Annotated in this window: 17 protein-coding genes; 7 read left to right on the forward strand and 10 right to left on the reverse strand. The window is 73.0% G+C overall.

Annotation, left to right across the window (positions count from 1 at the left end; translation table 11 throughout):
• Nucleotides 1-14: 14 nt before the first annotated feature.
• The 6 genes from WMF14_RS31730 to WMF14_RS31755 form a co-directional block, all read right to left on the reverse strand.
• Nucleotides 15-1,100 carry an MFS transporter gene (locus WMF14_RS31730; protein ID WP_437792303.1) on the reverse strand — a complete coding sequence of 362 codons (1,086 nt, stop codon included), beginning with the start codon at nt 1,098-1,100 and terminating at the stop codon, nt 15-17.
• On the reverse strand, nt 1,097-1,519 hold the full coding sequence (locus tag WMF14_RS31735; protein ID WP_437792305.1) for a Rieske (2Fe-2S) protein: 423 nt from the start codon (nt 1,517-1,519) through the stop codon (nt 1,097-1,099). Before WMF14_RS31735 ends, WMF14_RS31730 begins: the two co-directional genes overlap by 4 nt.
• A gap of 104 nt (nt 1,520-1,623) precedes the next feature.
• Nucleotides 1,624-4,071 carry a nitrite reductase large subunit NirB gene (gene nirB / locus WMF14_RS31740; protein ID WP_437792306.1) on the reverse strand — a complete coding sequence of 816 codons (2,448 nt, stop codon included), beginning with the start codon at nt 4,069-4,071 and terminating at the stop codon, nt 1,624-1,626.
• 732 nt (nt 4,072-4,803) lie between these two features.
• Complete coding sequence (locus tag WMF14_RS31745) at nt 4,804-5,202, reverse strand: 6-pyruvoyl trahydropterin synthase family protein (protein WP_437323747.1); 399 nt, start codon at nt 5,200-5,202, stop codon at nt 4,804-4,806.
• Nucleotides 5,203-5,224: 22 nt separating this feature from the next.
• Complete coding sequence (locus WMF14_RS31750) at nt 5,225-6,148, reverse strand: zinc-dependent alcohol dehydrogenase (protein ID WP_437792309.1); 924 nt, start codon at nt 6,146-6,148, stop codon at nt 5,225-5,227.
• A 136-nt stretch (nt 6,149-6,284) separates the two neighbouring features.
• Nucleotides 6,285-6,974: a RibD family protein gene (locus tag WMF14_RS31755; protein ID WP_272094652.1), complete on the reverse strand. Its 690-nt coding sequence runs from the start codon at nt 6,972-6,974 to the stop codon at nt 6,285-6,287.
• Nucleotides 6,975-7,504: 530 nt separating this feature from the next.
• On the opposite strand from WMF14_RS31755, the gene WMF14_RS31760 reads away from it, so the two are divergent.
• From WMF14_RS31760 to WMF14_RS31785, 6 genes are all read left to right on the forward strand, one after another.
• Nucleotides 7,505-8,566 carry a GH12 family glycosyl hydrolase domain-containing protein gene (locus tag WMF14_RS31760; protein ID WP_437792313.1) on the forward strand — a complete coding sequence of 354 codons (1,062 nt, stop codon included), beginning with the start codon at nt 7,505-7,507 and terminating at the stop codon, nt 8,564-8,566.
• Nucleotides 8,567-8,617: 51 nt separating this feature from the next.
• Nucleotides 8,618-9,307, forward strand: a complete 690-nt coding sequence (locus WMF14_RS31765) for a hypothetical protein (protein ID WP_437792315.1) — start codon at nt 8,618-8,620, stop codon at nt 9,305-9,307.
• A gap of 111 nt (nt 9,308-9,418) precedes the next feature.
• Complete coding sequence (locus tag WMF14_RS31770) at nt 9,419-11,065, forward strand: long-chain fatty acid--CoA ligase (protein ID WP_437792318.1); 1,647 nt, start codon at nt 9,419-9,421, stop codon at nt 11,063-11,065.
• Between the two features lie 65 nt (nt 11,066-11,130).
• Nucleotides 11,131-11,592 carry a PaaI family thioesterase gene (locus WMF14_RS31775; RefSeq protein WP_437792319.1) on the forward strand — a complete coding sequence of 154 codons (462 nt, stop codon included), beginning with the start codon at nt 11,131-11,133 and terminating at the stop codon, nt 11,590-11,592.
• Between the two features lie 140 nt (nt 11,593-11,732).
• Entirely contained in the window at nt 11,733-12,797 is a 1,065-nt protein-coding gene (locus tag WMF14_RS31780; protein WP_437792321.1) for a 1-aminocyclopropane-1-carboxylate deaminase/D-cysteine desulfhydrase, read from the forward strand.
• Nucleotides 12,798-13,071: 274 nt separating this feature from the next.
• Nucleotides 13,072-13,932 (forward strand): fibro-slime domain-containing protein, encoded by an 861-nt coding sequence (locus WMF14_RS31785; protein WP_437792324.1) that lies wholly within the window; start codon nt 13,072-13,074, stop codon nt 13,930-13,932.
• A gap of 86 nt (nt 13,933-14,018) precedes the next feature.
• On the opposite strand, the gene WMF14_RS31790 is transcribed toward WMF14_RS31785, so the two are convergent.
• Nucleotides 14,019-16,310: a M20/M25/M40 family metallo-hydrolase gene (locus tag WMF14_RS31790; RefSeq protein WP_437792326.1), complete on the reverse strand. Its 2,292-nt coding sequence runs from the start codon at nt 16,308-16,310 to the stop codon at nt 14,019-14,021.
• Between the two features lie 15 nt (nt 16,311-16,325).
• Nucleotides 16,326-18,551 (reverse strand): hypothetical protein, encoded by a 2,226-nt coding sequence (locus tag WMF14_RS31795; protein WP_437792327.1) that lies wholly within the window; start codon nt 18,549-18,551, stop codon nt 16,326-16,328.
• A 383-nt stretch (nt 18,552-18,934) separates the two neighbouring features.
• On the opposite strand from WMF14_RS31795, the gene WMF14_RS31800 reads away from it, so the two are divergent.
• Nucleotides 18,935-19,219, forward strand: coding sequence for a hypothetical protein (locus WMF14_RS31800; RefSeq protein WP_437792329.1), 285 nt, complete (start codon nt 18,935-18,937; stop codon nt 19,217-19,219).
• A gap of 34 nt (nt 19,220-19,253) precedes the next feature.
• Here the strand turns inward: WMF14_RS31800 and WMF14_RS31805 are convergent, their stop codons facing one another.
• Nucleotides 19,254-20,345: an SMP-30/gluconolactonase/LRE family protein gene (locus WMF14_RS31805; protein WP_437792330.1), complete on the reverse strand. Its 1,092-nt coding sequence runs from the start codon at nt 20,343-20,345 to the stop codon at nt 19,254-19,256.
• A gap of 138 nt (nt 20,346-20,483) precedes the next feature.
• Nucleotides 20,484-21,668, reverse strand: coding sequence for a drug/metabolite exporter YedA (gene yedA / locus WMF14_RS31810; RefSeq protein WP_437792331.1), 1,185 nt, complete (start codon nt 21,666-21,668; stop codon nt 20,484-20,486).
• Nucleotides 21,669-21,806 lie beyond the last annotated feature (138 nt).

The following is a 21,806-nucleotide window of genomic DNA, read 5'->3' on the forward strand; positions in this document are numbered from 1 at the left end:
CTCCGCTCCGTTACTCACGAGAAGCGGCCGCCGCGCGCGCGGTGGTGCGCGCGGCCGATGAGCATCCGCCGGCCCCGCGGGGAGATCTCGCTCCACGCAGGTCCGGTCCCCGTCCGCGCCGCGTAGTCGAACCCCACCTCCTCGAGCACCCCTTTGAGATCGTCGGTCTGGAGCTTCGCCGCGAACGCCTCGCGCGTGACCGGACAGACCGCCTTCTCGCCCCGGTCGCCCGCCTCCTTGTAGAACGTGACGCCCACCGACGCGGGGCGCTGGAACACGTGGAAGAGCTTGCCGAACGGCAGGTAAACGAGCGTCACGATCACGGTCAGCGCGTGGAGCTGGGCGAGCGCGCCGTAGAAATACCCGTGCAGCCACTCGTAGCTCACCCAGAGCAAGAGCCCGCTCGCGCTCACGGCGAAGAGCAGGAGGAGCGGCAGGAGGTCGCGCTCGAAGCGCTGTGCCGCCACCGCGCCGCCCTCCCGCATGCGGCGGAGCATGGCGAGCATCACCCCCGGCATGACCATGAGACCGCTGACGACGAGCGCGTGAAAGACCGCCCACCCCACGACGCCGTGGACCGGGATCTCCGAAACGGGGTATCCGAAGAGCACCACGCGATAGACCGCGCCCGCGCCGGACTCGAAGTGAAGCCAGCCGAACACGAGCGGGAACGTCACGGCCGCGGCGAGCGCGCAACCCCACGCGATGAGCATGTGCGCGATCCACCGGGTCAGGCCGCGGCGCAGGATGAAATCCTGCGCGATGATCTTCGACCACAGCGCCTTGACGATGAGCGTCGGGCGGCGGAGGCGCGGCCAGCGGCGCGGCGAGAAGAGCACCTCTACGCCGCGGACCCAGAACTTGCGGGTCGGCGGCTTGCTGAGCCAGACGGAGTACCGGTAAACGACCCCGAAGGTCATGAAGAGGCACGCGAAGGTGTAGCCCACGAGCGCGGAGTCGAAGTCCGCGAGATCGCGGCTGCCGAGGACGATGAGCGCCGCGAGCGCGGCGGCGGCGACGGTCCCGTTGCGGACCGCGCCCCAGTGCGCGAGCGGGGCGCGCTGCGGCGCGAGGATGGCTTGTACCGTGCCGTCGATCATGCGCCGCAAGCTCCGCGCTCGCTCCGCAGCGGCGCCAGCGCGGGTCGCTCCTCGCGCGGAAAGGGGGAGCTGCCCGCCTCGGGACGCGAGAGGCGGACGAGGATCTCCCCCGACGCGCTCAGCTCCACCTCGAAGCACGCGAGCGCGCTGCACTCGGCGCCGATCGGGTGACCGGTCGACAGGTCGAAGGCGAGCCCGTGAAGAGGGCACTGGACGACGTTGCCCCCGAGGAGCCCGTCCGCGAGCTGCCCTCCCCGGTGAGGGCAGCGCGCCTGCACGGCGAACAGCTCCCCTGCTCGCGTCCGGAACACGGCCACCTCGTAGCCGTCGACATGAAACGCCTTCCCTTCTCCTTCGGGTATCTGGCCCAGGGGGCCAAGGTTGAAGACAGCCATCTCCTTCAGCGCGACCTCGCTCATCACACGAACTCCTCCCCGGCCGGCGCGTGTGCCGGCCGGATGACACCCCTCGCCTCCGAGGGCGCCGGGCGCTGGCCCGGCGCGCCTCTCCGCCGATCCACGGCCTACTCCGCCTGCGCGGGCGCGCCGCTCGGCGGCGGGAGCAGGGTCGTGAACTGGGACGGATGGATCGGGCTGTCGGCCTCGCTCCAGGGGTCCGCGTAGGCGTCGACCGAAGCCTGGACCTCCGCGTCGAGGCGCGCCGCAACCCCTTCGGCGTCGTCCACGATCACCCGCCGCACTCTCTCGATCCCGACCCGCTCGACGAAATCGTACGAGCGCTCCATGTACCTGGCCTGCTCTCGGTAATACTGCATGAAGCGGCCCGCGTACCTGATGACCTCCTCCTGCGTGTCAACCACGCAAAGCAGATCTCCCTTCCTGACGCGCGAGCCGGCCCCGCCTCCCACGTAGATCTCCCAACGGCCTCCCTCGATGGCGACGGCGCCCACGTCCTTGGTCGTCGCCTCCGAGCAGTTGCGAGGGCAGCCGGCGATGGCGAGCTTCAGCTTATGGGGCGCCTCGAACCCCTGGAATCGGCGCTCGATCGCGATGCCGAGCGCCGTGCTGTCTCCGACCCCGTAACGGCAGAACTCGCTGCCGACGCACGTCTTGCAGGTGCGGAATCCCTTGGTGTAAGCGTGACCGGACGGCATGCCCAGGTCGCGCCACACGTCCGGCAGCCGCTCCTTCTCGATGCCGAGGAGGTCGATCCGCTGGCCGCCCGTGATCTTCACCATCCTCGCCTCGTAGCGCTCGGCCACGTCGGCGATCTTCCGGAGCTGGGCGGGCGTCGTGACGCCTCCATAGATGCGCGGGATGACGCTGAACGTCCCGTCGCGCTGGATGTTCGCGTGCACCCGATCGTTGATGAAGCGCGCGTCGCGCTCGTCCTCGTACTCTCTCCCCCAGATGCTCTTGAGCAGCGAGGCGAGCCCCGGCTTGCTCGCCAGGTCCTCCTGCCCGCCCGCGAGCTCCCGGAACACCGACGAGACGCTGCGCAGCCCGCGCTCCTTGATGAGCCGGACGAGCTCCGGCTTCGCGTAGGGCACGCCGGGCACGTAGTAATGGGCCGAGGGGTCCTCCGCCGCGCCGCTCCCGAGGACCAGCTCGAGGACGGCCTGCACCTGCGGCTTGCACGCCCCGCAGCCCGACCCGGCGCGCGTCGCGGCGCACGCCTGCCGGAGGGTGCGGCACCCGCCCCGCGCCGCCGCGGCGATCTGGCCCTTCGAGACGCCGTTGCAGTTGCATACCTGCGCCTCGTCCGGCATGTCCCCCACGCTGGGCTCGCCCGCGCCGGCGTGGGCCCCTGCGGAGAGGAGAGCCGCGCGATCCTCGGGGATCTTGAGGCCACGCTCGAACGCCTGGAGCAGCCTCCCGCCCGGCGCCCCGCCGCCGAGCAGGATGGCGCCCGCGAGGGTCCCGTCCCGGATCACGAGCTTCCGGTAAATCCCGCGCGACGGCTCGGCGTAGGCGACCTCTTCCTCCGCGTCGGTCGCGGCGCGCTGCTCCCCCATCACCAGGAGATCGACGCCCATCACCTTGAGCTTGGTGGAGACCTTCGAGCCCGCATACGCCGCGTCGGGCCGGCGCTCCGTGAGCCGATCGGCCAGGATCTGCGCCTGTTCCCACAGGGGAGCCACGAGCCCGTAGGTGCGCCCGCGGTGCTGGACGCACTCGCCGAGCGCATGGATGTCCGGATCGTCGGGCGAGCAGAGGTCGTCTCCCACGACGATCCCCCGCTCGACGGTGAGCCCCGCGTCGCGCGCGAGCTCTGCGTTCGGGCGGATGCCGGCGGAGATCACCACGAGATCGCACGCGAGCTCGCTCCCGTCCTCGAAGCGGAGCCCCTCGACCCGCTCGTCTCCGAGGATCTCCCGGGTGGATTTCTCGAGGTGGACGGCGAGCCCCATGTCCTCCAGCGCGCGCCGGAGCACGGCTCCGCCGGCCGCGTCGAGCTGGACCTCCATGAGGTGCTTCATCAGGTGCACCACGTGCACCTCCAGGCCGAGCCCGAGCAGGCCCCGCGCGGCCTCGAGGCCGAGGAGCCCGCCGCCGATCACGGCGGCCCGCCGCGAGCGCTTCGCGTGCTCGAGGATGCCGCTGCAGTCATCGAGCGTCCTGAACACGAAGACCCCGCTCTTGTACCCTCCCCCCTCCCGCTCCAGCCCCTCGATCCTCGGCACGAAGGCGCGGCTCCCCGTGGCGATGACGAGCTTGTCGTAGGCCTCGGCGACGCCCGAGGCGCCGCGGACAATCTTGCTCCTGCGGTCGATCGAGGCGACCCGGACCCCGGCGTGGAGGCGGACGCCGTTGTCCTCGTACCAGGACAGAGGGTTGATGAAGATGTCCTTCGGGTCCTGGATTCCCGCGAGAACGTTCGACAGCAGGATACGGTTGTAATTGCCGTACGGCTCATCGCCGAACATCACGATTTCGAAGCGGTTTCTGCCCCCCCGCGCGACGAGCTCCTCCACGAACCGCGCGCCGGCCATCCCATTGCCGATCACCACGAGGCGCTCCCTCTCCCGTTTTGGGACCGCCTGCCCGCTCCTGCCGGTTGTGCCTCCCTCGACGACGGCAGATCCAGGTTCATCGCTCATGAGATCCAGTCCTCCTTGCCCAGGCAACCGTCCGACGCGCGCTGCGCGCGTCCCCGAGCGCTATCGCCCGCGGTCCTACGCGAGCGCTCGTCGGGTCATCCAGTACAGCGGCCCTCGACGTCACGAGGACGCGGCGGAGCAGGCTCGGTCGCGTTCTCGCATCGAGTTGCTGATGCAACAGGAATACAAAAATCGATCCAGCCCCGCGCGGGTCGCCTTGATGTGTTCCGCCTTTGTGGCCCAGAAGACGGAACGGGGGGGTGCCGGGTTCCGGGCGTCGCGACGAATTATGAGGTTCCGATCGCATACAGCGAGACACCACGGGTCTCCTCCGGGCGCCCCCGGCCGGGCTACGTGGCGTCTCTGTGAAGATCGCTTCGTCAGAGGAATAAGGGTGTCTCCGCCTTGTTATGCGGCGGAGTCGACTGCCCTGGTCCCGCGCGAGCGCCGGAGCAGGCGCAGAGCAGCTGGCCGCTCGGCCTCGGACGGACAGGCGCGCCTCGCCGGGCTCAGGGGCGCTCGGCTCTGCCGGACGAGCGTCGCGAGCGGCCTGAGGCCGGGGAGAGCACGCGAGAAAGCCAGCAGGTCCTGGAGCGGGCTCGGCCGACCGTTCGGACGACGCAGCAGCTCGTCAGACGGAGCCTAGAGGTCGCGTTCGAAGCCCGCGTAGGCCGTGGGCGACTCGCGGACGAGCACCCGCAGCGTCGCGCCCGAGCAAGGCGCCTCGTCCGCGGGCAGCTTCGCGATGTCCGCGGCGAGGAGCCCGGCCACGTGCTCGGCCACGCGCTCGGTCGTGGAGGTGCGCCCGGGGAAGGCCGGGTGCTCGTCGAGGTTCTGGTAGTCGATCGTGTCGAGCGCCCGGCGCAGCGACGCGTGCAGCGCGCCGATGTCCATCACGACGTGGTGCGGGCCGAGCGCCTTCGCGCGGATCTCGATCTCGACGGAGTACGTCGCGCCGTGCATCCGGGTCGCAGGGCCGAAGAACGGATCGGAGAAGCTGTGCGCGATCATCACGTGATCGCTGACGCCGAGGAGGAACATGGCGGTGGTGGGCCTCTACCCTCTAGGTTGCCTCTCGCGTAGCCGATCGTGCGCCGTACCGGAAGACCGTCTGCAGCCGCGCCCCGGGCTCGGCCGCGAGCTCTGCGTACACCGACGGCGCCGCGTCGAGCGGGACGGGCGGGTCCAGCAGCGCGTCGAGCGCCGGATCTTCGAGGACGGCGCGGACGAGCGCGAAGCGCCGCGCGTGGTCCCAGCGGGGCGCGCGCTCCGGCGGGAGGGTCGAGACCTGGCTCGCCCGCAGGCGCAGGCGCCGGCGGTGGAAGTCCGCGCCGAGCGCGACCGGGCTCATCCGCGCCCCGTAGAACGACGCGACCGTCACCGTCGCCTCGCGCGCCGCGTGCGCGATCGCGCGGTCGAGCTCCTCCGGATGGCCGGTCGCGGCGATGACGGCGTCCGCGTCGCCGCGCGGCCGGTCGTCCTCCGGCCGGAGCGCCGCGGCGGCGCCGAGCGCGAGGCCGGCCTGGCGCCGCCGCTCGCTCGGCTCGACGAGCCGGACCACGGCCCCGGCGCGCCGCGCGAGCGCCACGATGAGGAGCCCGACGATCCCGCCGCCGAGCACCACCACGGCGTCCCCGAGCCCCAGCCCCGCGTCCCACACGCACGTGATCGCCGTCTCGAGGTTCGCGGCCAGCACCGCGCGCTCGGCCGGGATCGAGCGTGGAAGGCCGCGCGCCGCGCCCGGCCCGAGCAGGTGGAGATCGCCGTGGGGCGCGAGCGCGAAGACGCGGTCGCCCGGCCCGAGCGCCGCGCCCTCGCCGCGGGCGACGACCTCGCCGACCCACGCGTAGCCGTAGCGGCGCGGGTACGTCGGCGCGCCTTCAGCGTCGGGCGCGTCGAGCGACGGGTCGAACGGCGTCGGCCCCTCGCCGCGGAAGAGCAGCAGCTCCGTCCCCTGGCTCACGCCCGACGCGAGCGCGCGCGCCACGACCTCGCCAGGCCCGGGTGCGCGCGGCGGGGCCCCCGGACGCACCTCGACGAGCCCCGGCCGGACGAACCAGAGCTCGCGGGCGAGGGGCGGGGCGGCGTCGCTCGGCGCGACGGCCCCGGGCGGCGCGGGCGCGTCAGTCGGGATAACGCACCTCCCCTCGCAAGAGCACGTTGCCCCCGAGCAGCTCGACCGCGGGCTCGCGCAGGTCGATCGCCGACGCGAGCGGCGCCTCTCCCAGCGCGCCGACCGCGGGGATCGCCGTGTCGCCGAGGAAGCGCGGCGCGATCTCCACCTCCGCGCGGTCAGCGAGGCGCGCGCGCAGGAACGAGGTGAGCACGGCGCCGCCCCCCTCGACGAGCAGCCGCCGCACGCCGCGCGCGTGGAGCTCGGCCAGCGCGTGCGGAAGCGAGACGAGACCCTGGTCGTCCGCGGGCACGACGACCACCTCTGCGCCGCGCTCCTCGAGCCGCGCCCGCGCCGCGTGCGGCGCGCGCCCCGCCGCGCCGAAGACGACAACGCGCCCGCCGGACGGCTGCCCGCTGCCGGACGGCTGCAGCAGGCGCGCCCCTTCCGGCACGCCGAGGGCGCTCGCCAGCACCACGCGCGTCGGCTGGCGCCCCTCGCACCCGCGCAGGGTCAGCAGCGGATCGTCGATCACGACGGTGCGGATCCCCACGAGCACCGCGTCGTGCTCCGCGCGCGCCCGATGGGCGCACACCATCCCTGCGGGCGTGCTGAGCATGACGCGCTGGTCCTGGGCCGCGATGCGGCCGTCGAGCGTCTGGGCGAAGTGGAGCGTGACCCGCGGGCGCGGCAGGCTCATGGCGCGCTCGCTGGTGCGCGTCCGGCGCGAGCCAACGCGCGGGTGAGAGGGGACTTTGCCTCCGTCCCGAGCCGGCAGTGGAGCCTCGATGGCACGACGGCACTCTAGACCAGAACGTGGGAACCGGGGAGGAGCGCAAGCACCCGGCCCCCAGTTTCACGCTTTCTGGGAACGCGTTCATCTCCGCAACCAACGGCCTCATCCGTCATCGAGCGACTCGGAGCATCGATGAAGATCAGCGAGGCACGGTTCGAGCGTCCCTCTGGCAACTCCAACCCTCGATGGGGGCAAGAGCGATGTCGACCGGCGCTCCCACGCGAACACGCAAAGCGTCGAGGTCGCCGGAGCGACGACATCAAGTCCGTGAAGCGCGTGACGCGGGGCACGCCGCATTTTTCGAGTCGAGCGGTGATGCCATCGCTGTTGCTACAATTGTTCAAGTCGCGGGTTGCTTTTTTGCGCACGGCCGTGCCGCGCACCGCCGTGCGCCTGTGTGCAGGTGTATGTTGCGCGCCATGCACGCGCATTCCTTGGCCGAATCTCTTGCGCTTCTCACGCTGACGGCGACTCTCGCCGCCGGTTGCTCTGGATCTTCTGACGCTGACGACGGAGACACCGGCGCTGCGGCGAGCTCTGGCGGGCTACCGAGCGCGAGCGCCTCGACGGGCGACGCTGCGAGCGGCAGCGGCGGCTCGATCTCGAGCAGCAACGGCGTCACCAGCGGCGCCGGCGTCACCAGCGGCGCCGGCGGCGCGGGCAGCACCGGCGGCAGCACCACGGCGGGAACGGGCGGCGCCGCGGCAGGTACCGGAGGCAGCGGCGACGCGAGCAGCACCACGGCAGGAACGGGCGGCGCCGCGACCCCGGGCTCCGAGCTCGGCAACGGCGCCATGGAGGGCTCCGGCAAATCGAGCGAGCGGTACGAAACGGGCCTCGTCTCGCGCGACGGCACGCCGTACGTGCTCATCACCAACGGCTGGGGCCCCGGCTTCGGCAACCACACCGTCTCGTGGGAGGGCACGTCGTTCACGGTGGAGAGCATGAGCGGCTCGGCCGGCTCGATGGGGCAACCCGCCTCGTATCCGACCGTCTTTTGCGGCCGATACTCGGTGAAGGAGGTGCCGGATTGCGGCTTGCCGGCGCCGAGCAGCTCCATCAAGAGCCTGCGCACGGGCTGGCGCTGGGCGAAAAATGGCAACGAGGGCCAGTACAACGCCGCGTACGACATCTGGATGGGCAACGGCACGCAGCTCCGCGGCTACCTCATGGTGTGGCTGCGCGATCCGACGCGCTATCAGCCCGCCGGGCAGCCGAACGCCGCGCACCAGGGCGTGACGGTCGCGAACGTCCCCGGCAAGTGGAACATCTGGAACGGCATGGTGAACGGCCTGCCGATCGTGAACTGGGTGCGCGCCGAGGGGCAAGACAGCTCGGAGATCGAGTTCGATGTGATGGACTTCGTGCGCGACGCGGAGACGCGCGGCCTCAGCGTCCCCGGCGACACGGTCAACGCGGTCGCCGTCGGGTTCGAGATCTGGGAAGGCCCGATCACGAACCTGAAGAGCCTCGACTTCTACGTCGACGTGAACTGAGCGCCGCCGCTCGCTTGCCGCGCCGGCCCAGGCGCCCTATCGCGGGGCGCGATGCCCATCAGCTGGCCGGATCTCTCCTCGCGTTGCGAGCGCGCTGGCCTCCCGCTCCGCGGCGGCTTCCACCCGCGCGAGGGCGACGGCGTGCCTGCGGCAGGCGACCTCCCCGCGGGGACGCTCGTCCTTCTCGGCAACGCCGGCCCGTCGATGTGGCGCGCGTTCTCGCGCGCCCGCAAGGACGCCCCCGATCTCGCGCTCGACGACTGGACCGTCGCGGTCGTCTCCCCGCTCGCGGCGGAGCTCGGCGCGACTGCCCTGTTTCCCTTCACCGGCCCTCCCTACTGGCCGTTCCAGCGCTGGGCGCAGCAGGCCGAGGCGCTGTCCCCGTCGCCCCTCGCCATCCTCATCCACCCGCGATTCGGCCTCTGGCACGGGTACCGCGCCGCCCTCGTCTTCGCGGAGCGGCTGTCGCTCCCGCCGCGCGAGGACCTGGCGAGCCCCTGCGCCTCGTGCGCCGGCCAGCCCTGTTTGAGCGCCTGCCCCGTTTCCGCGTTCTCCCCTGGCAGCTACGATGTCGCCGCGTGCGTCGGCCACCTCCACGCCGGGCCAGGCGCGACGTGCATGACGGGAGGGTGCCTGTCGCGCCGCGCCTGCCCGATCGGACAGGAGCACATTTATCCCGACGAGCAGCGCGAGTTCCACATGCGCGCGTTCCGGCGCGCGATGTCGAGCACGGGCGGCTAGACAGAGGTAGTCTCGGTTTCGGGGGGCGGGGCCGCTGTCTCGCGGCGCCTGGAACAGCCCTCCTGACTCGACGGATCCCCGCGCCTCGCGCGGGACGAGGAGGCACCGCCCATGCTCGCCGGCCGCATGATGGATTACCCGCTCACGCTGACCCACTTCCTCGACCGGGCGCGGACGTACCACGCGCGCTGCGAGATCGTGACCCAGAACCCGGACAGGACGGTCTCCCGCTCCACGTACGCCGATCTCCACCGCCGCGCGTCGAAGCTCGCGCACGCGCTCACGCGGCTCGGCGTCCGCGCGGGCGACCGCGTCGCGACGCTCTGCTGGAACCACGCCCGGCACCTGGAGCTCTACCTCGGCGTCCCGGCCATGGGCGCGGTCCTCCACACCCTGAACCTGCGCCTCCACCCGAGCGAGCTCGGGTACATCGCCTCGCACGCCGAGGACAAGGTCGTCGTCGTCGACCGCTCGCTCCTCCCGCTCTTCCGCAAGTTCGCGCCGGAGGTCCGCAGCATCCAGCGCGTGCTGGTCCTCGACGACGACGGGCCCGTGGATCCGGCGGCGGGCGACGGGCTCGACTACGAGGCGCTGCTCGCGCCCGAGCCGGATCACTTCGACTTCCCGAGCCTGGATGAGCGCTCCGCCGCCATGCTCTGCTACACGTCGGGGACGACCGGCAATCCCAAGGGCGTGGCCTACAGCCACCGCTCGATCGTGCTCCACACGCTGGTCTCCTGCATGCACGACGCGCTCGGCTTCCGCGACCGCGACATCGTCCTTCCGGTGGTGCCCATGTTCCACGCGATGGCCTGGGGGCTGCCGTACGCGGCGATCGCGACCGGCGCGAGCCTCGTGCTCCCCGGCCCGCACCTCGACGCCTCGTCGCTGCTCGACCTCATGGCCAGGGAGCGCGTCACGTTCGCCGCGGGCGTCCCCACGATCTGGCTCGGCATCCTCGCGCTCCTCGACGAGCACCCGAAGCGCTGGGATCTCTCGTCGATGCGCGCCATGGTGATCGGCGGCTCGGCGGCGCCGCCCGCGCTCATCGACGGCTTCCGCGCGCGGCACGGGCTCGTGGTCCTCCACGCCTGGGGGATGACCGAGACCAACCCGCTCGGCACCGTCGCCCACGTCCGGAGCAGCCTTGGCCGCCTCCGCGAGGACCCGGCCGCCTCGCTGCAGACGCGCGCGTCGCAGGGCTACCCGGTCCCGTTCATCGATCAGCGCCACGTCGACGCGGGCGACCGGCCGCTGCCCTGGGACGGCAGGACGATGGGCGAGCTCGAGGTGCGGGGCCCCTGGGTCGCCTCATCGTACTTCGGCGGCGAGGGCGAGGACCGCTTCACGAAGGACGGCTGGTTCAAGACCGGCGACGTCGTGACGATCGACGGCGAGGGCTACATGCGCATCGCGGATCGCACGAAGGACGTGATCAAGTCGGGCGGCGAGTGGATCAGCTCGGTCGCGCTCGAGAACGCGCTCATGAGCCACCCGGCCGTCCTGGAGGCCGCGGTGTTCGCGGCGCGGCACCCCCTCTGGGGCGAGCGCCCACTCGCCGCGATCGTCCTGCGGCAGGGCCAGAGCGCCTCGAAAGAGCAGCTCCACGCCCTCCTCGAGCCGCGCTTCGCGAAGTTCTGGCTCCCGGACGAGTACCTCTTCCTCGAGCGGATCCCGCGCACCTCGACCGGCAAGTTCCTCAAATCGAAGCTGCGCGAGGAGTTCGCCGATCTCCTGGAGAGGAAGGTATCCGGATGACGCGCTGACGCGCCCGCGGAGAAATCGCCGGAAGCTCCCGGCAAGGCGTGTACTACGCTGCCGCCATGGCCGAAGGGGAACCCGAGGATTTCGCCGCCGCGCTGAACGACGCGGCCATCGACGGCTGGATCAGCGCCATGGGTCTCCGGCTGATCCGCGCCACGCGCGACGAGGTGGAGGCCGAGCTCGACATCGGGCCGCAGCACCGGCAGGCCTATGGCATCGTCCACGGCGGCGTCCACGCGGGCATCGTGGAGACGCTGGCGTCGATCGGGGCCGCGCTCCATGCCCTGCCGGACGGCCGCTCGGTCGTCGGGCTCGAGAACCACACGAGCTTCCTGCGCGCGGTCCGGTCGGGGCGGCTGCGCGCCACCGCGCGCCCGCTCGACCGCGGGCGGCGCACCCAGGTCTGGGAAGGCTCGGTCTACGACGAGGAGGGCCGGCTCTGCGCCTCGAGGCGCGTGCGCCTGCTCGTCCTGGAGCCGGACGCGACGCTCGCTGGGCAGCGCGCCGGCACGCCCGGGTGATCGCCGACCGCGCGTGCGCCTGAGCGCCACCTCGCCCGACCCCTGATGGCCCGATCGCCGGCTCGCCTGACCCCCGGATTGCCCGCTCGCCCGATTGCCCGCTCGCCCGATCGCCTTACACCCTTCACGAGGTCCCCTCGTTGCGCGACGCAGCCGCCCTCCGGATGATCGACGACATTCCCCGGCTCGGCTGGGTCGGCGCGCCCTCGCCGGTCACGGTGCTGCCGCGGCTCGCCTCCGCGCTGGGCATCGAGTTCCTCGGCGTCAAGCGCGACGACCTCTGCGAGCCCCTCCACGGCGGGATGAAGATGCGGAAGCTCGACTACGTGCTCGCCGCGCCCCCCTTCTCGACCGCGGCGGCGTGGTCCGCGGCCGGCGGCATCGGCTCGGGCAACGTGGCTGCGCTCGTCGCCGCGGCCCAGCGGCTCGGCCGGAGGGTGCACGCGCACCTCTTCTGGACCGACCTCTCCAGGGGCGTGCTCGACAACCTCGCGTTCACCGCCTCGGGCCCGACCTCGATCCGCTTCTACCCGTCGCGCGCCGCGCTCGCGCTCGCGCGCCCTTCGCTCTTCCTGCCGCTCCGCGCGAGGGACGACGACGGCGCGGCGATCGTGCCGCTCGGCGCCACGTCGGCGCTCGGCATGGTGGGCGCCGCGCGCGCGGCGCTCGAGCTCGGCGCGCAGATCCGGGCCGGCGAGCTCCCCGAGCCCGCGCGCGTCTACGTGCCGCTCGGCTCCGGCGGCACCGCCGCCGGGCTCGCCGTCGGGCTCGCGCTCGGCGGCCTGCGGTCGCGGGTCGTGGCCGTCGCCGTGGTCGAGCGCCTCCTCGCCTCGCGCTTCCGCCTCCGCGCCCTCACCGGCGAGCTCCGCGCCGCGCTCGCGCAGCGGGGCGTCGCGCCCGTGCCCCCCGCGGCGCCGATCGACGTCGTGCACGGCTACCTGGGCCGCGGGTATGGCTCGCCCACGCCCGCGTCGCTCGCCGCCTGCGACGCCCTCGCGGCCGAGGGGCTCTCGCTGGAGCCGGTCTACACCGGCAAGGCCATGGCCGCGCTCATGGCGCACGCGCGGGAGCGCCGGCTCGGCCCGGTGCTGTTCTGGCAAACCGCGCGGCGCGAGCCCCTGCCCCGGAGCGACGGTTTCTGCGAGCGGCTCCCGGCCGCGCTGGCGCGGCGCCTCGGCGCCCACTGCGGCGTCGGATCTCGATAAACGACCTACATCTCGGCGCCTCCCCGGCGCTCGGGCGCTGTCGCTCAGCTGCACATTTCTCCGCTTCGGCCTCGCGCTGCAGCGTACGGCGGCAATTTTCTGGATCGCGCCGCCATTGCGACGAGATAGAATTGCTGTCTCGCTTGCGTCCTCGGCGACCGCCGGAAGCGCCGCGCCCCGCGCGCCGCGCACGAACGACGCGCAAAACATGCGCAGACCACGCACAACGGACGCGCAGACCACGCGCGATGTCCCCCACAGAAGGAGTCTTCACATGCTTAGGCCGCTACAGTTGAACTGGTGTGCTCCGCTCGCGACAATGCTGGTGCTGGCCGGGGTCGCGTGTGGGGGCAGCACCGATGGAGCGAGCGACTCCAGCAACACCTCCGGCGCCGGCGCTGGCGCGGGCACGAGCAGCGGCGGCGACTTCGGGTCCGGCGTGTCGGCGGGCGCGGGCAACGGGAACGGCAGCAGCGGCAGCGGCGACGGCTGCAACGCGAGCCTCACGGGCATCGTGCGCGACTTCCGCGCCTACGACGGCGGCAAGGGGCACCCCGACTTCGAGACGTTCACGGGCCAGGGCCTGAAAGGCATCGTCGAGCGCGAGCTGGGCCCGGATCAGAAGCCCGTCTATGCGCACCCGGGGGGCACCGAGCACACGACCGGGCCAGACGAGTTCAACCAGTGGTACCGCGACGTCGACGGCGTGAACATGCCGATCCAGTTCACGATCACGCCCGTGGTCGGCGCCGACGGCATCGCCACCTACGAGAACCGGGCCTTCTTCCCGATCGACGAACAGGGCTTCGGGAACGAAGGGAGGCAGCACAACTACCACTTCACGTTCGAGCTCCACATGACGTTCGTGTACAACGGCGGCGAGGAGTTCAGGTTCTCCGGCGACGACGATCTCTGGGTGTTCATCAACAACCGGCTCGCCATCGATCTGGGCGGCCTCCACGGCCCGCAGGACGACAGGCTCGACCTCGACGCGATGGCGAACGAGCTGGGGATCACGCCCGGGCAGGAGTACGCACTCGACTTCTTCCACGCCGAGCGGCACACGAGCGAGTCGAACTTCACCATCCAGTCGACGCTCGCGTTCACGAACTGCGAGCCCATCTTTGTCGACTGAGCGGCTCGACTGAGCGGCTCGACGGATCCGCTCGACCTATCCCGCGCAGCGAGGGCGGCGGGCCCGCTTCAGCGAGCCCGCCGGTGCTAAGGCCGGAACGACCCGCTGACGAACGTCGAATCGGCGAGGCGGTACGGCACGCCCATGAGCTCGCTGGGCCTCTGCCCGCGCACGAGCTCGCTTGGGAGCTCGTAGGTCTGGTCCATCAGCCGGATCTCGATCGGCCCGGAGTCCTCGACCTCCAGCGACCACTCGATACCTCCCGACGGCAAACCCATGTAGGTGAACCCCCAGCGGACATCCGGCTTCGCGTCGGCCCCGCGCACCGGCTCGTCCACGCCCTGGCCGTCCACCTCGGCGCGGATCACCCGGTTCGGGGACGTCACCTCGGCGAACAGCCAGGGGGCTCCCCGGGATGAGGCGACGCGGAGCCGGAGCGCCCGCACGCCGTCGCGCCGCACATCACCGAGCACCGTGAGCGACGGCGCCGGGAGGGCGAGGGCCGGCGCCTCGGCCTGGCGCGTCACGCGCACGAACGGCACGGCGAACGAGGGCGCCTGCCCGCGATCGTCGGGGAAGTACGCGGCGGTCCACGGGTCGAGGTCGCGGTCGGCCGAGAGCCAGTGGGCCTTCCCGGCGGCGGCGTCGACCGCGTAGGCGAGGCTCGCCGGCCGGGGCCGCGCCTCGGTGAAGCCCGTGGTGGCGCAGGCGACGAGGAGCGCCGCGAGGCCCGGGAGGGCGAACGCGAGCGAGAGCCGCGTCGAGCGGCCGCCGCCGAGCAGCTCGGCGTGCGGCAGGAAGAGCCCGAAGACGAGCGCGACGGCGAGGGCCGGGACCGCCGCCTTCGGCAGGCCCAGCGCGACGAAGAACAGGTACGGGCCGGGCACGGCGAGCGCGACCGCCGGCACCGCGGCCGCGACGAGGATCGCGGCGTCCGCGAGCGTGGGCGGGGCGTCGCCGCGCCGGATCGTCACCGCCGCGAGCCCGAGCAGGGCGAACGCGAGCGGCCAGGCGAAGTAGAAGCTCGCGCCCGGCATGAAGAGGCTCGCCGCGGCGAGGAGCAACAGCCACAGGAGCAGCGCGCCGAGGGCGAGCTCGCAGGCGCCGAGGCGCCGCCGGAAGAACCGGTAGCCCGCCGCTGAGGCCGCGAGCGCGGCGAGCGCGAGCGCGAGCCGGTACGCGGGCGCGTTGTACGGCTCGAACGGCATCACCCGGAGGGCCGGGTGCACGCGGCGGACGATCCACGCGAGCCCGCCCACGGCCGCGGCGACGCCGAGGAGCAGCGCCAGGAAGGCGAGCAGCCCCGCGGCGATCCGGCCCGGCGAAGCGGCCCGCCGCCGCGCCGCGTGGAGCACCACGCCCGCGAACAGGCAGGTGACCAGCGCGGCGATCGGGAGCGTCCAGCCGATCGGGTGCGAGACGAGGTGGGCGCCCCACGTGTTGAAGTACACAGCATCCCCGCGCCCGGGATCCCGCAGGTCGAGCGCGCCGAAGCGCCGCGCGAGCGAGAGCGCGTAGTCGCCGGCGTGCTGCACGCTCCGGAGGTCGAGGTTGCCCACGGTGTCGGACGGGGCGTGGTAGTGCGCAGCGGCGTCGCTGAAGGCGAAGTTCAGCCCGGGGATCCCGGCCCGCTTGAAGACGCTGAGATCGGTGCTGTGGCCCATGCGCCGCGCGACCTCGGGGAAGAGCGACGACGCCACCGGGTAGGCGGCGGCGCTGGCGAGCTCGCGGACGGGGAAGGCGTCGCCGGGCCCGGTGTCGAACATCGCGACCACGCCGCCGGCCCCGCGGGCGTCGAAGTTGAGCGCGATCCCCACCTCGCCGCGCAGCGGGTGCTCGTCCATGAACGCCTTGCCGCCGAGGACGCCTCCCTCCTCCGCGTCGGTGAACAGGAGCAGCACGTCGTTGCGCAGCGGGGGGCCGCTCTTCAGGGCGCGCAGCGCCTCCAGGAGCGCCGCCACCCCGCTGCCGTCGTCGGCGGCGCCCGGGCTGCCGGGCACCGAGTCGTAGTGCGCGACGAGCGCGACCGCCCGGGTGCTGTCCGCGCCCGGCAGCCGCGCCACGATGTTCTCGACGTGCGCCGCGTCGTACGGCAGGCCCCACTGCCGGCTGAGGACCGAGGCGCGCTGGACCTGGGGCTGCACGCCGAGCTTCGAGAGCTCCCCGAGCAAGTAGTCGCGCGCCCGCCGGTGGCCCGCCGAGCCGGTGGGGCGCGGCTCGGCGGCGATCTGCGCGAGGTGCGCCCTGGCCCGCTCGGCCGAGAACACCTCGGGCGGCGCGCTCGCCGGGACGACGTCGGGGGGGCTCAGCTGTGCGATGCGGAGCGCGACCAGGGCGACCAGCGCGAGGGCCGCGGCGAGGCGAGGAGACCACGCCATGGCGATCGGTCGACCTCAGCGCACCGGCGCCGGGGGCTCTCCCTGGGCGAGGTCGTCCTCGGGCCTGCGCGCGAGGCGCGCGGCCGCCCGCCGGTAGAGCGCCATGAGCGGCGCGCGGTGCGCGGCGAGGAGCACCGTCACCCCGGCCAGCCACAGGAGCACGAGCGGCACGAGCGCCGACGAGGTCGTGTAGACGAGCACGGGGCGGAAGGCGCGCTCGCGCGTGACGAGCTCACGGCGCGCTTGAACGGACCGCTCGTAGTCCGGGAGCGACAGCGCGACCGGCGTCACCCCCTCCAGCACCGCGCCTCCAGGGGCGAGCGCGCCTCCGCCCTTGGCCAGATCGTCGTCCTTCGCCCTGCGCATGGCGGCGGGCGCCGGCGCCGCCGACTCGCTGTACGCGGAGTTCCAGCGCTCCGCCCTGTAGCTCCTCGCCGAGACGGCGAAGAGCCCGACCAGGAGCGCCAGGCCGCCCATGCCCAGCAGCACCACCATCGCGGCGGCGCGGCCACGGCCTCCGAGGAGCCGCCCCGCGAGCCACGCCGCCATGGCCGTCGCGATGCCGACCACGAGCGCCACGAACGTGGCGGGCGCCAGGAACCACAGGCCCGCCATGAGGAGCCCGCCCAGCGCGCGCAGCGCGCGAACGCGCCCGCGGCTCGTCGCCCCGCCGGGGCGCACGGCGATCCACGCGGCCACGAAGCCGATCGCCACCGCGAAGGCGTCGCCCGCGTCCGCGAACCACACCGGGCGGTCGCCGCCGAGCAGCGCGAGCGGCACCACGCGATCGGGCAGCCCGACCGTCAGCGCCACCTCGCTCGCGGTGAGCGGGTAGCTCGGCATCGGCAGCTCCAGGGTCCCTCCGAGCGAGTGCACCGCCGCCTGCGCCAGCGACTGCACCTGGATCGTGTGGCTCCCCGTCTGCAGCGGCACGAGGACCTCCTCCGCGGCCTTGCCCTGGTGCATGATCCGCTGGGCCTTCCCGTCGGTGGCGAGGTAGATCGGCCGCCCGCCTGGCGCGTAGGTCAGGTAATCGATGCCGTTGTTCTCGTAGGTGAGCGCGTCGTCGGCCACGAGGTCTCCGCGCTCGGTCAGGACCAGGGTGCGGCGGTGGTCGCGCACCACCGCGGCGAGGACCTCGACGCCCGAGAGCGGCTCGACCGCGACCTCGACGCGCTGCCCTCGCTGCACGAGCAGGAGCCGCGACGTCGCCTGGGTCCGCGGGATCGGCGACTCGGCGGCGTCGACCTGGCGCGCGTCGCCCTTCACGGTGAGGCGGTGCTCCGCGTCGGACTCGAACAGCCACCACTCGTAGGCGGAGCGCGGATCGGGGGAGAAGGCGCCGACCGTCGGGAGCGTGCCCGAGATCTTCATCTCCGCGGCGCGGCCCGAGGTGGGCAGCACGAGCTCCCCGCCCTCGACCCGGAAGCCGCTCGCGCCCGCGACGTCGAGCACCTTCTCCCCGAACGCGAGCGGGAGGCGCACGACGCCCAGGTCGCTGCCCGACCGCATGACGAGCCGGTACTCGAAGCCGATCTCCCGACCGACCCGCACCGCGCGCGACAGCTGAAAGACCGTGGGGCCCGCGCTCTGCGACCCCGCGCCCCCGTCGGGGGTGAAGTGGAGCGTCGCCCCGCGGAGCCCCGAGAGCTGCGCGCCCTCGGCGACGGACCCGCCGGTGATGTCGGCCTCGAACGTGTTGAGCGGGCCGGCGACCAGGAGCGTGAGGTCGCCCTCGAGCCACAGGGTGCCCCGGAGCACGAAGCGGCGCGCGGCCGTCCAGAGGTAGTAGTGGTCGTCCTCGAAGCTGATCGGCGCGGCCTCGCGGCGCGACGCGGGGCGTCCATCGTCGAGCGTGGCCTCGATGCGGAGGTGCGCCGGCGGCCCGAAGAGCGGCACGGCCACGGGGCGGTCCGTGAGCACCCCGCCCGAGAGCTCGAACTGGAGCGGCCCCTCGCCCACCGCGCCGGTGATGCGCAGCCGATCGAGCGCGTAACATCGCTCCTCGCATCCCCCCGAGCCGCCGCGCTGATCGACCCAGCGAGAGAGCGTCTCCAGCTGTCCAGCCCACGAATCCGGCGGAGGCCCGTGCGCCTGCGCCTGCGCCGCGGCGCCCTTCGCCGCGGGCGCTGATGGCGCCGCGCCCGCGGCAGGCGCCGCCGTCGGCGCGTCAGGCGCCTGCCCCATCGAGAGCGACGGAACGGCGAGCAGCGACAGCACCACGAGAAGCCACAACAGCATTGGTGGCGTGGCCTTGTTCCAGCGCGCGAGCGACATAGGGTGACTCCCTTCCTAGACCTGCCGAGCGAACGCGATGGCCGCCGCAGCGTCCTCATCAAACAACCTAGGGAAAAACGACGGCAACAAAATCGACATGAGGCCTTGACAGTTAACGCGTCGCGTCGCAGTGTCGTGGCGTCGCGATTGTGCCTCCGACGAAGCCACAAGGTGGCTCTGTTCGCGGGCACGGCCGTGCGGCGGGGCTCCCCTCGCTCCAGTGCACATCGCGTCTTGCGAGCCCGCGAGAGCGGGCGACGCGCGGGGCACGGGGGTCAACGCTTGATTCATCATTTCTGTGCGCCCGCGGTCGTCGCGGGGGGACATACCGAAGTGGGAGGCAGACCATGAGTGAGACCCAGAGCATCACGGAGCCGAAGGCCGAGAACAGCGTGAACGGGAGCGCCGGGCACGGGCAGGCGTCGGACGCCAGCGCCGGGGCGCCGGCGATCAAGCCGCCGTTCGTCGAGACGCTGCGCGAGCTGGGCACCTCCTGGGCAGGGGTGGCCATCGGTTACGGGCGGATCGCGCTGGAGGGCGCTGCGCGCGCCCTCGAGCGGTCGGCGGGGAAGCTCGGCGAGCTTCAAGAGAAGCTCAAGAAGGGCGAAGTGGCCGCGGAAGGCGCCCGCTGAGCCTCCCCTCCAGCGCGCTGCCGAGGAGCGTCCATCACGGCGCTTCTGGCGGCGCGGGGACCGGCGCGCCGGCGATGCCGACGGCAACAGCATAGATCGAGCCGGCTGCGCCCCCGACGTAAAGGGTCCTCGCATCGAACCCCGGGCCCGCTCCGAACTGCGCATTGGCCACCCCGGTCGGGAAGCGCGCCAGGAGCTCGGCCTCCCCCAGGGCGACGCCGCCCGCGTCGAGCCTCACCCGATAGAGCGTCCGGTTCTCGCTATCGACCGTGTAGAGGTGACCACACGTATCGAGAGCGAGTCCGTCGAGCACGGACGAGGCGACCGTCGCCACGAGCGAGGGACGTTCGCCAGGGTTGTTCAGGTCGATCCTGCGGATCTCGCCGGCAGAGGAGTTGGTGTAGAAAACCGCCCGCCGCGCCGGGTCGAAGGCGATTCCGTTCGGCTCGCTCACCTCGGGGGCGCCGCTCGCGATCTCGTCGATCGTGGCATGGGGGTTGAGGCGGATCACCCGATCGCCCGCGAGGTCGGTCGCCCAGACGTTGCCCTGCGCGTCCGGAGCGAGGCCGTTCGGGTCCGTGAGGCCTGTCACGTAGTCGTCGACCCTTCCGGTCGCCGAGATCTGGACGACGGCGCCCCGGGCCGGCAGCGCCGCCACGAGGGTCCCGTCGGGCCGGTATCGGAGCCCGGGCACGGGGCCCTGGGGGCCCGGCAGTGACGCGAAGTTCGAGGTCCTGCCCGTGGCGTCGAAGCGAACGAGGTTCGACCCCTGCTTGGCGACGAGGTAGCCCCGGCCGTCGAACGCGAAGTCCTCGCTGCCGCTGAACACGGCCGTGACCAGCGCCGGCTCGAAGGGGCCGGACGCGAGCGCCGCGCACTCGCCGCTCGGCCCCGCGCCCGCGCCCGCGCCGACCGCCGCGCTGCCGCCTTCACCGGCGCCCACCGCCGCGCCGTCGCCCTCCCCGGTGCTCGTGGCCGCGCCGCCGCCTTCGCCGCCGCCTGCGCTCGCGCCCGACGTCGCGCTCGCCCCGTTGCTCGACGCAGCGCCGACGTGGCCGCCGCTGCACGCCGACGGCGCCCCGGACAGGAGCAGCGCCCAGCCGAGCAGCCGGTACCCTCGCTTCATCTACCTCGCCTCCTCGCTGCGCACACTACACGCCGCCCCCCGCATTGCCTACGGTCGACGGCGCGCGCGCGGGGCGCGAAGGCGGTCGGCGCGACGCGCCGTCGGAGCGGGGCGGGGTGGTCCGCGAGCGCAGCGCGCCTAGCGCCGCGAGACGATGACGACGCCGGCGCCGACGATGGCCGCGGCGGCCCAGGTCGTCGCGGAGGCCCGCTCGCCGCCGAGCAGGACGCCGAGCGCGATGGCGACGATCGGGTTCACGTACGCGTAGCTCGTCGCGATCGCCGGGCGCGTGCTCCGGAGCAGGTACGTGTACGCGCTGAGGGCCACGATCGATCCGAACACCGCCAGATAGGCGAGCGCGAGGAGCGACCGCGACGAGGGCGCCGCCGCGAGGTGCTCACCCGAGAGCGCGCTCACCCCGAGCATCACCGCGCCGCCCGCGAGCATCTCCGCCGCGACAGCCATCGGCCCTTCCGGGAGCGGCAGCGAGCGGCTGTACAGCGAGCCGAGCGCCCACGACACGGGGGCCAGCAAGATGAGCAGGGCCCCGGCGTGCGCCGCGCGCAGATCGCCGCCGAGGTGGAGCAGCGCCGCGCCCGCGAACCCGACGAGGAGCCCGATCCACTCGCGCCGGGAGACCTCCGGTGCGCCGGCGGCCGCGCCGCCGGCGGCGCCCCGGCCTCGCGCGGTGGCGAAGAGCGCCAGCCAGAGCGGCATCGTGGACACCACGACCGCGGCGACGCCCGAGCTCACCCACTGCTGCGAGACGACGACGAGCCCGTTGCCGAAGACGAGCAGCAGCACCCCGACCCGCGCCGCCGCGCCCCACTGCCGCAGCGTCGGGCGAGGGGCGCCGCGCAGCCGGAGCACGCCGTACAGCAGCGCGCCCGCCGTCATGAAGCGCGTCCCCGCCAGCAGGAAGGGCGGCAGCGTCTCGAGCGCGACCGAGACCGCCAGGTACGTCGAGCCCCAGATCACGTACAGCGCGAGGAGCGAGAGCAGCACCAGCCAGCTCCCCCGCGCCCTCGCCAGCACGGCGCGCGCCGTCTTCGCTGCCTCGCCCCTCGCCACCGCGATCTGCGCCGGCTCGAGCGCCTCCACCACGAGGAGCCCGCGCCCCTCGCCTCCATAGCTGGCGCCGGCCTCCAGCACCACGTCGTCCGGCTCCCCCTCGCGGGTGATCCAGACCGCGCCGGCGGTACAGCTCAGGCGCAGCGGGCCGCCCCGCAGGCGGTGCGTCCACAGGCCCCCCTTCCCCAGATCGATCCGCGACGCCTCCAGGAGGCGCGATGGCGGCTCCGAAACAAGTGAGGTCAATTTCATGGCCTGAAGGGTGGGGTCAAGCGAGCGACCGGTACAGAGGCAGTCGGTCGGTAATTGAGGCCGGTACAGTTTTCGGAACAGGCGACTGTGCTGGTCCTCACGCCTGGCAGCTGTACCGGTACCGCAGCGCCCGCCCGG

Source organism: Sorangium sp. So ce693 (assembly GCF_051521375.1).
GTDB classification, from domain to species: Bacteria; Myxococcota_A; Polyangia; order Polyangiales; family Polyangiaceae; genus Sorangium; species Sorangium atrum.

Coding starts and splice junctions, on each gene's coding strand:
- WMF14_RS31805 (WP_437792330.1), bottom strand. CDS start 20,345: ATGAAGCGAGGGTACCGGCTGCTCGGCTGGGCGCTGCTCCTGTCCGGG.
- WMF14_RS31730 (WP_437792303.1), bottom strand. CDS start 1,100: ATGATCGACGGCACGGTACAAGCCATCCTCGCGCCGCAGCGCGCCCCG.
- WMF14_RS31770 (WP_437792318.1), top strand. CDS start 9,419: ATGCTCGCCGGCCGCATGATGGATTACCCGCTCACGCTGACCCACTTC.
- WMF14_RS31745 (WP_437323747.1), bottom strand. CDS start 5,202: ATGTTCCTCCTCGGCGTCAGCGATCACGTGATGATCGCGCACAGCTTC.
- WMF14_RS31735 (WP_437792305.1), bottom strand. CDS start 1,519: ATGAGCGAGGTCGCGCTGAAGGAGATGGCTGTCTTCAACCTTGGCCCC.
- WMF14_RS31800 (WP_437792329.1), top strand. CDS start 18,935: ATGAGTGAGACCCAGAGCATCACGGAGCCGAAGGCCGAGAACAGCGTG.
- WMF14_RS31785 (WP_437792324.1), top strand. CDS start 13,072: ATGCTTAGGCCGCTACAGTTGAACTGGTGTGCTCCGCTCGCGACAATG.
- yedA (WP_437792331.1), bottom strand. CDS start 21,668: ATGAAATTGACCTCACTTGTTTCGGAGCCGCCATCGCGCCTCCTGGAG.
- WMF14_RS31755 (WP_272094652.1), bottom strand. CDS start 6,974: ATGAGCCTGCCGCGCCCGCGGGTCACGCTCCACTTCGCCCAGACGCTC.
- WMF14_RS31775 (WP_437792319.1), top strand. CDS start 11,131: ATGGCCGAAGGGGAACCCGAGGATTTCGCCGCCGCGCTGAACGACGCG.
- WMF14_RS31795 (WP_437792327.1), bottom strand. CDS start 18,551: ATGCTGTTGTGGCTTCTCGTGGTGCTGTCGCTGCTCGCCGTTCCGTCG.
- WMF14_RS31765 (WP_437792315.1), top strand. CDS start 8,618: ATGCCCATCAGCTGGCCGGATCTCTCCTCGCGTTGCGAGCGCGCTGGC.
- WMF14_RS31790 (WP_437792326.1), bottom strand. CDS start 16,310: ATGGCGTGGTCTCCTCGCCTCGCCGCGGCCCTCGCGCTGGTCGCCCTG.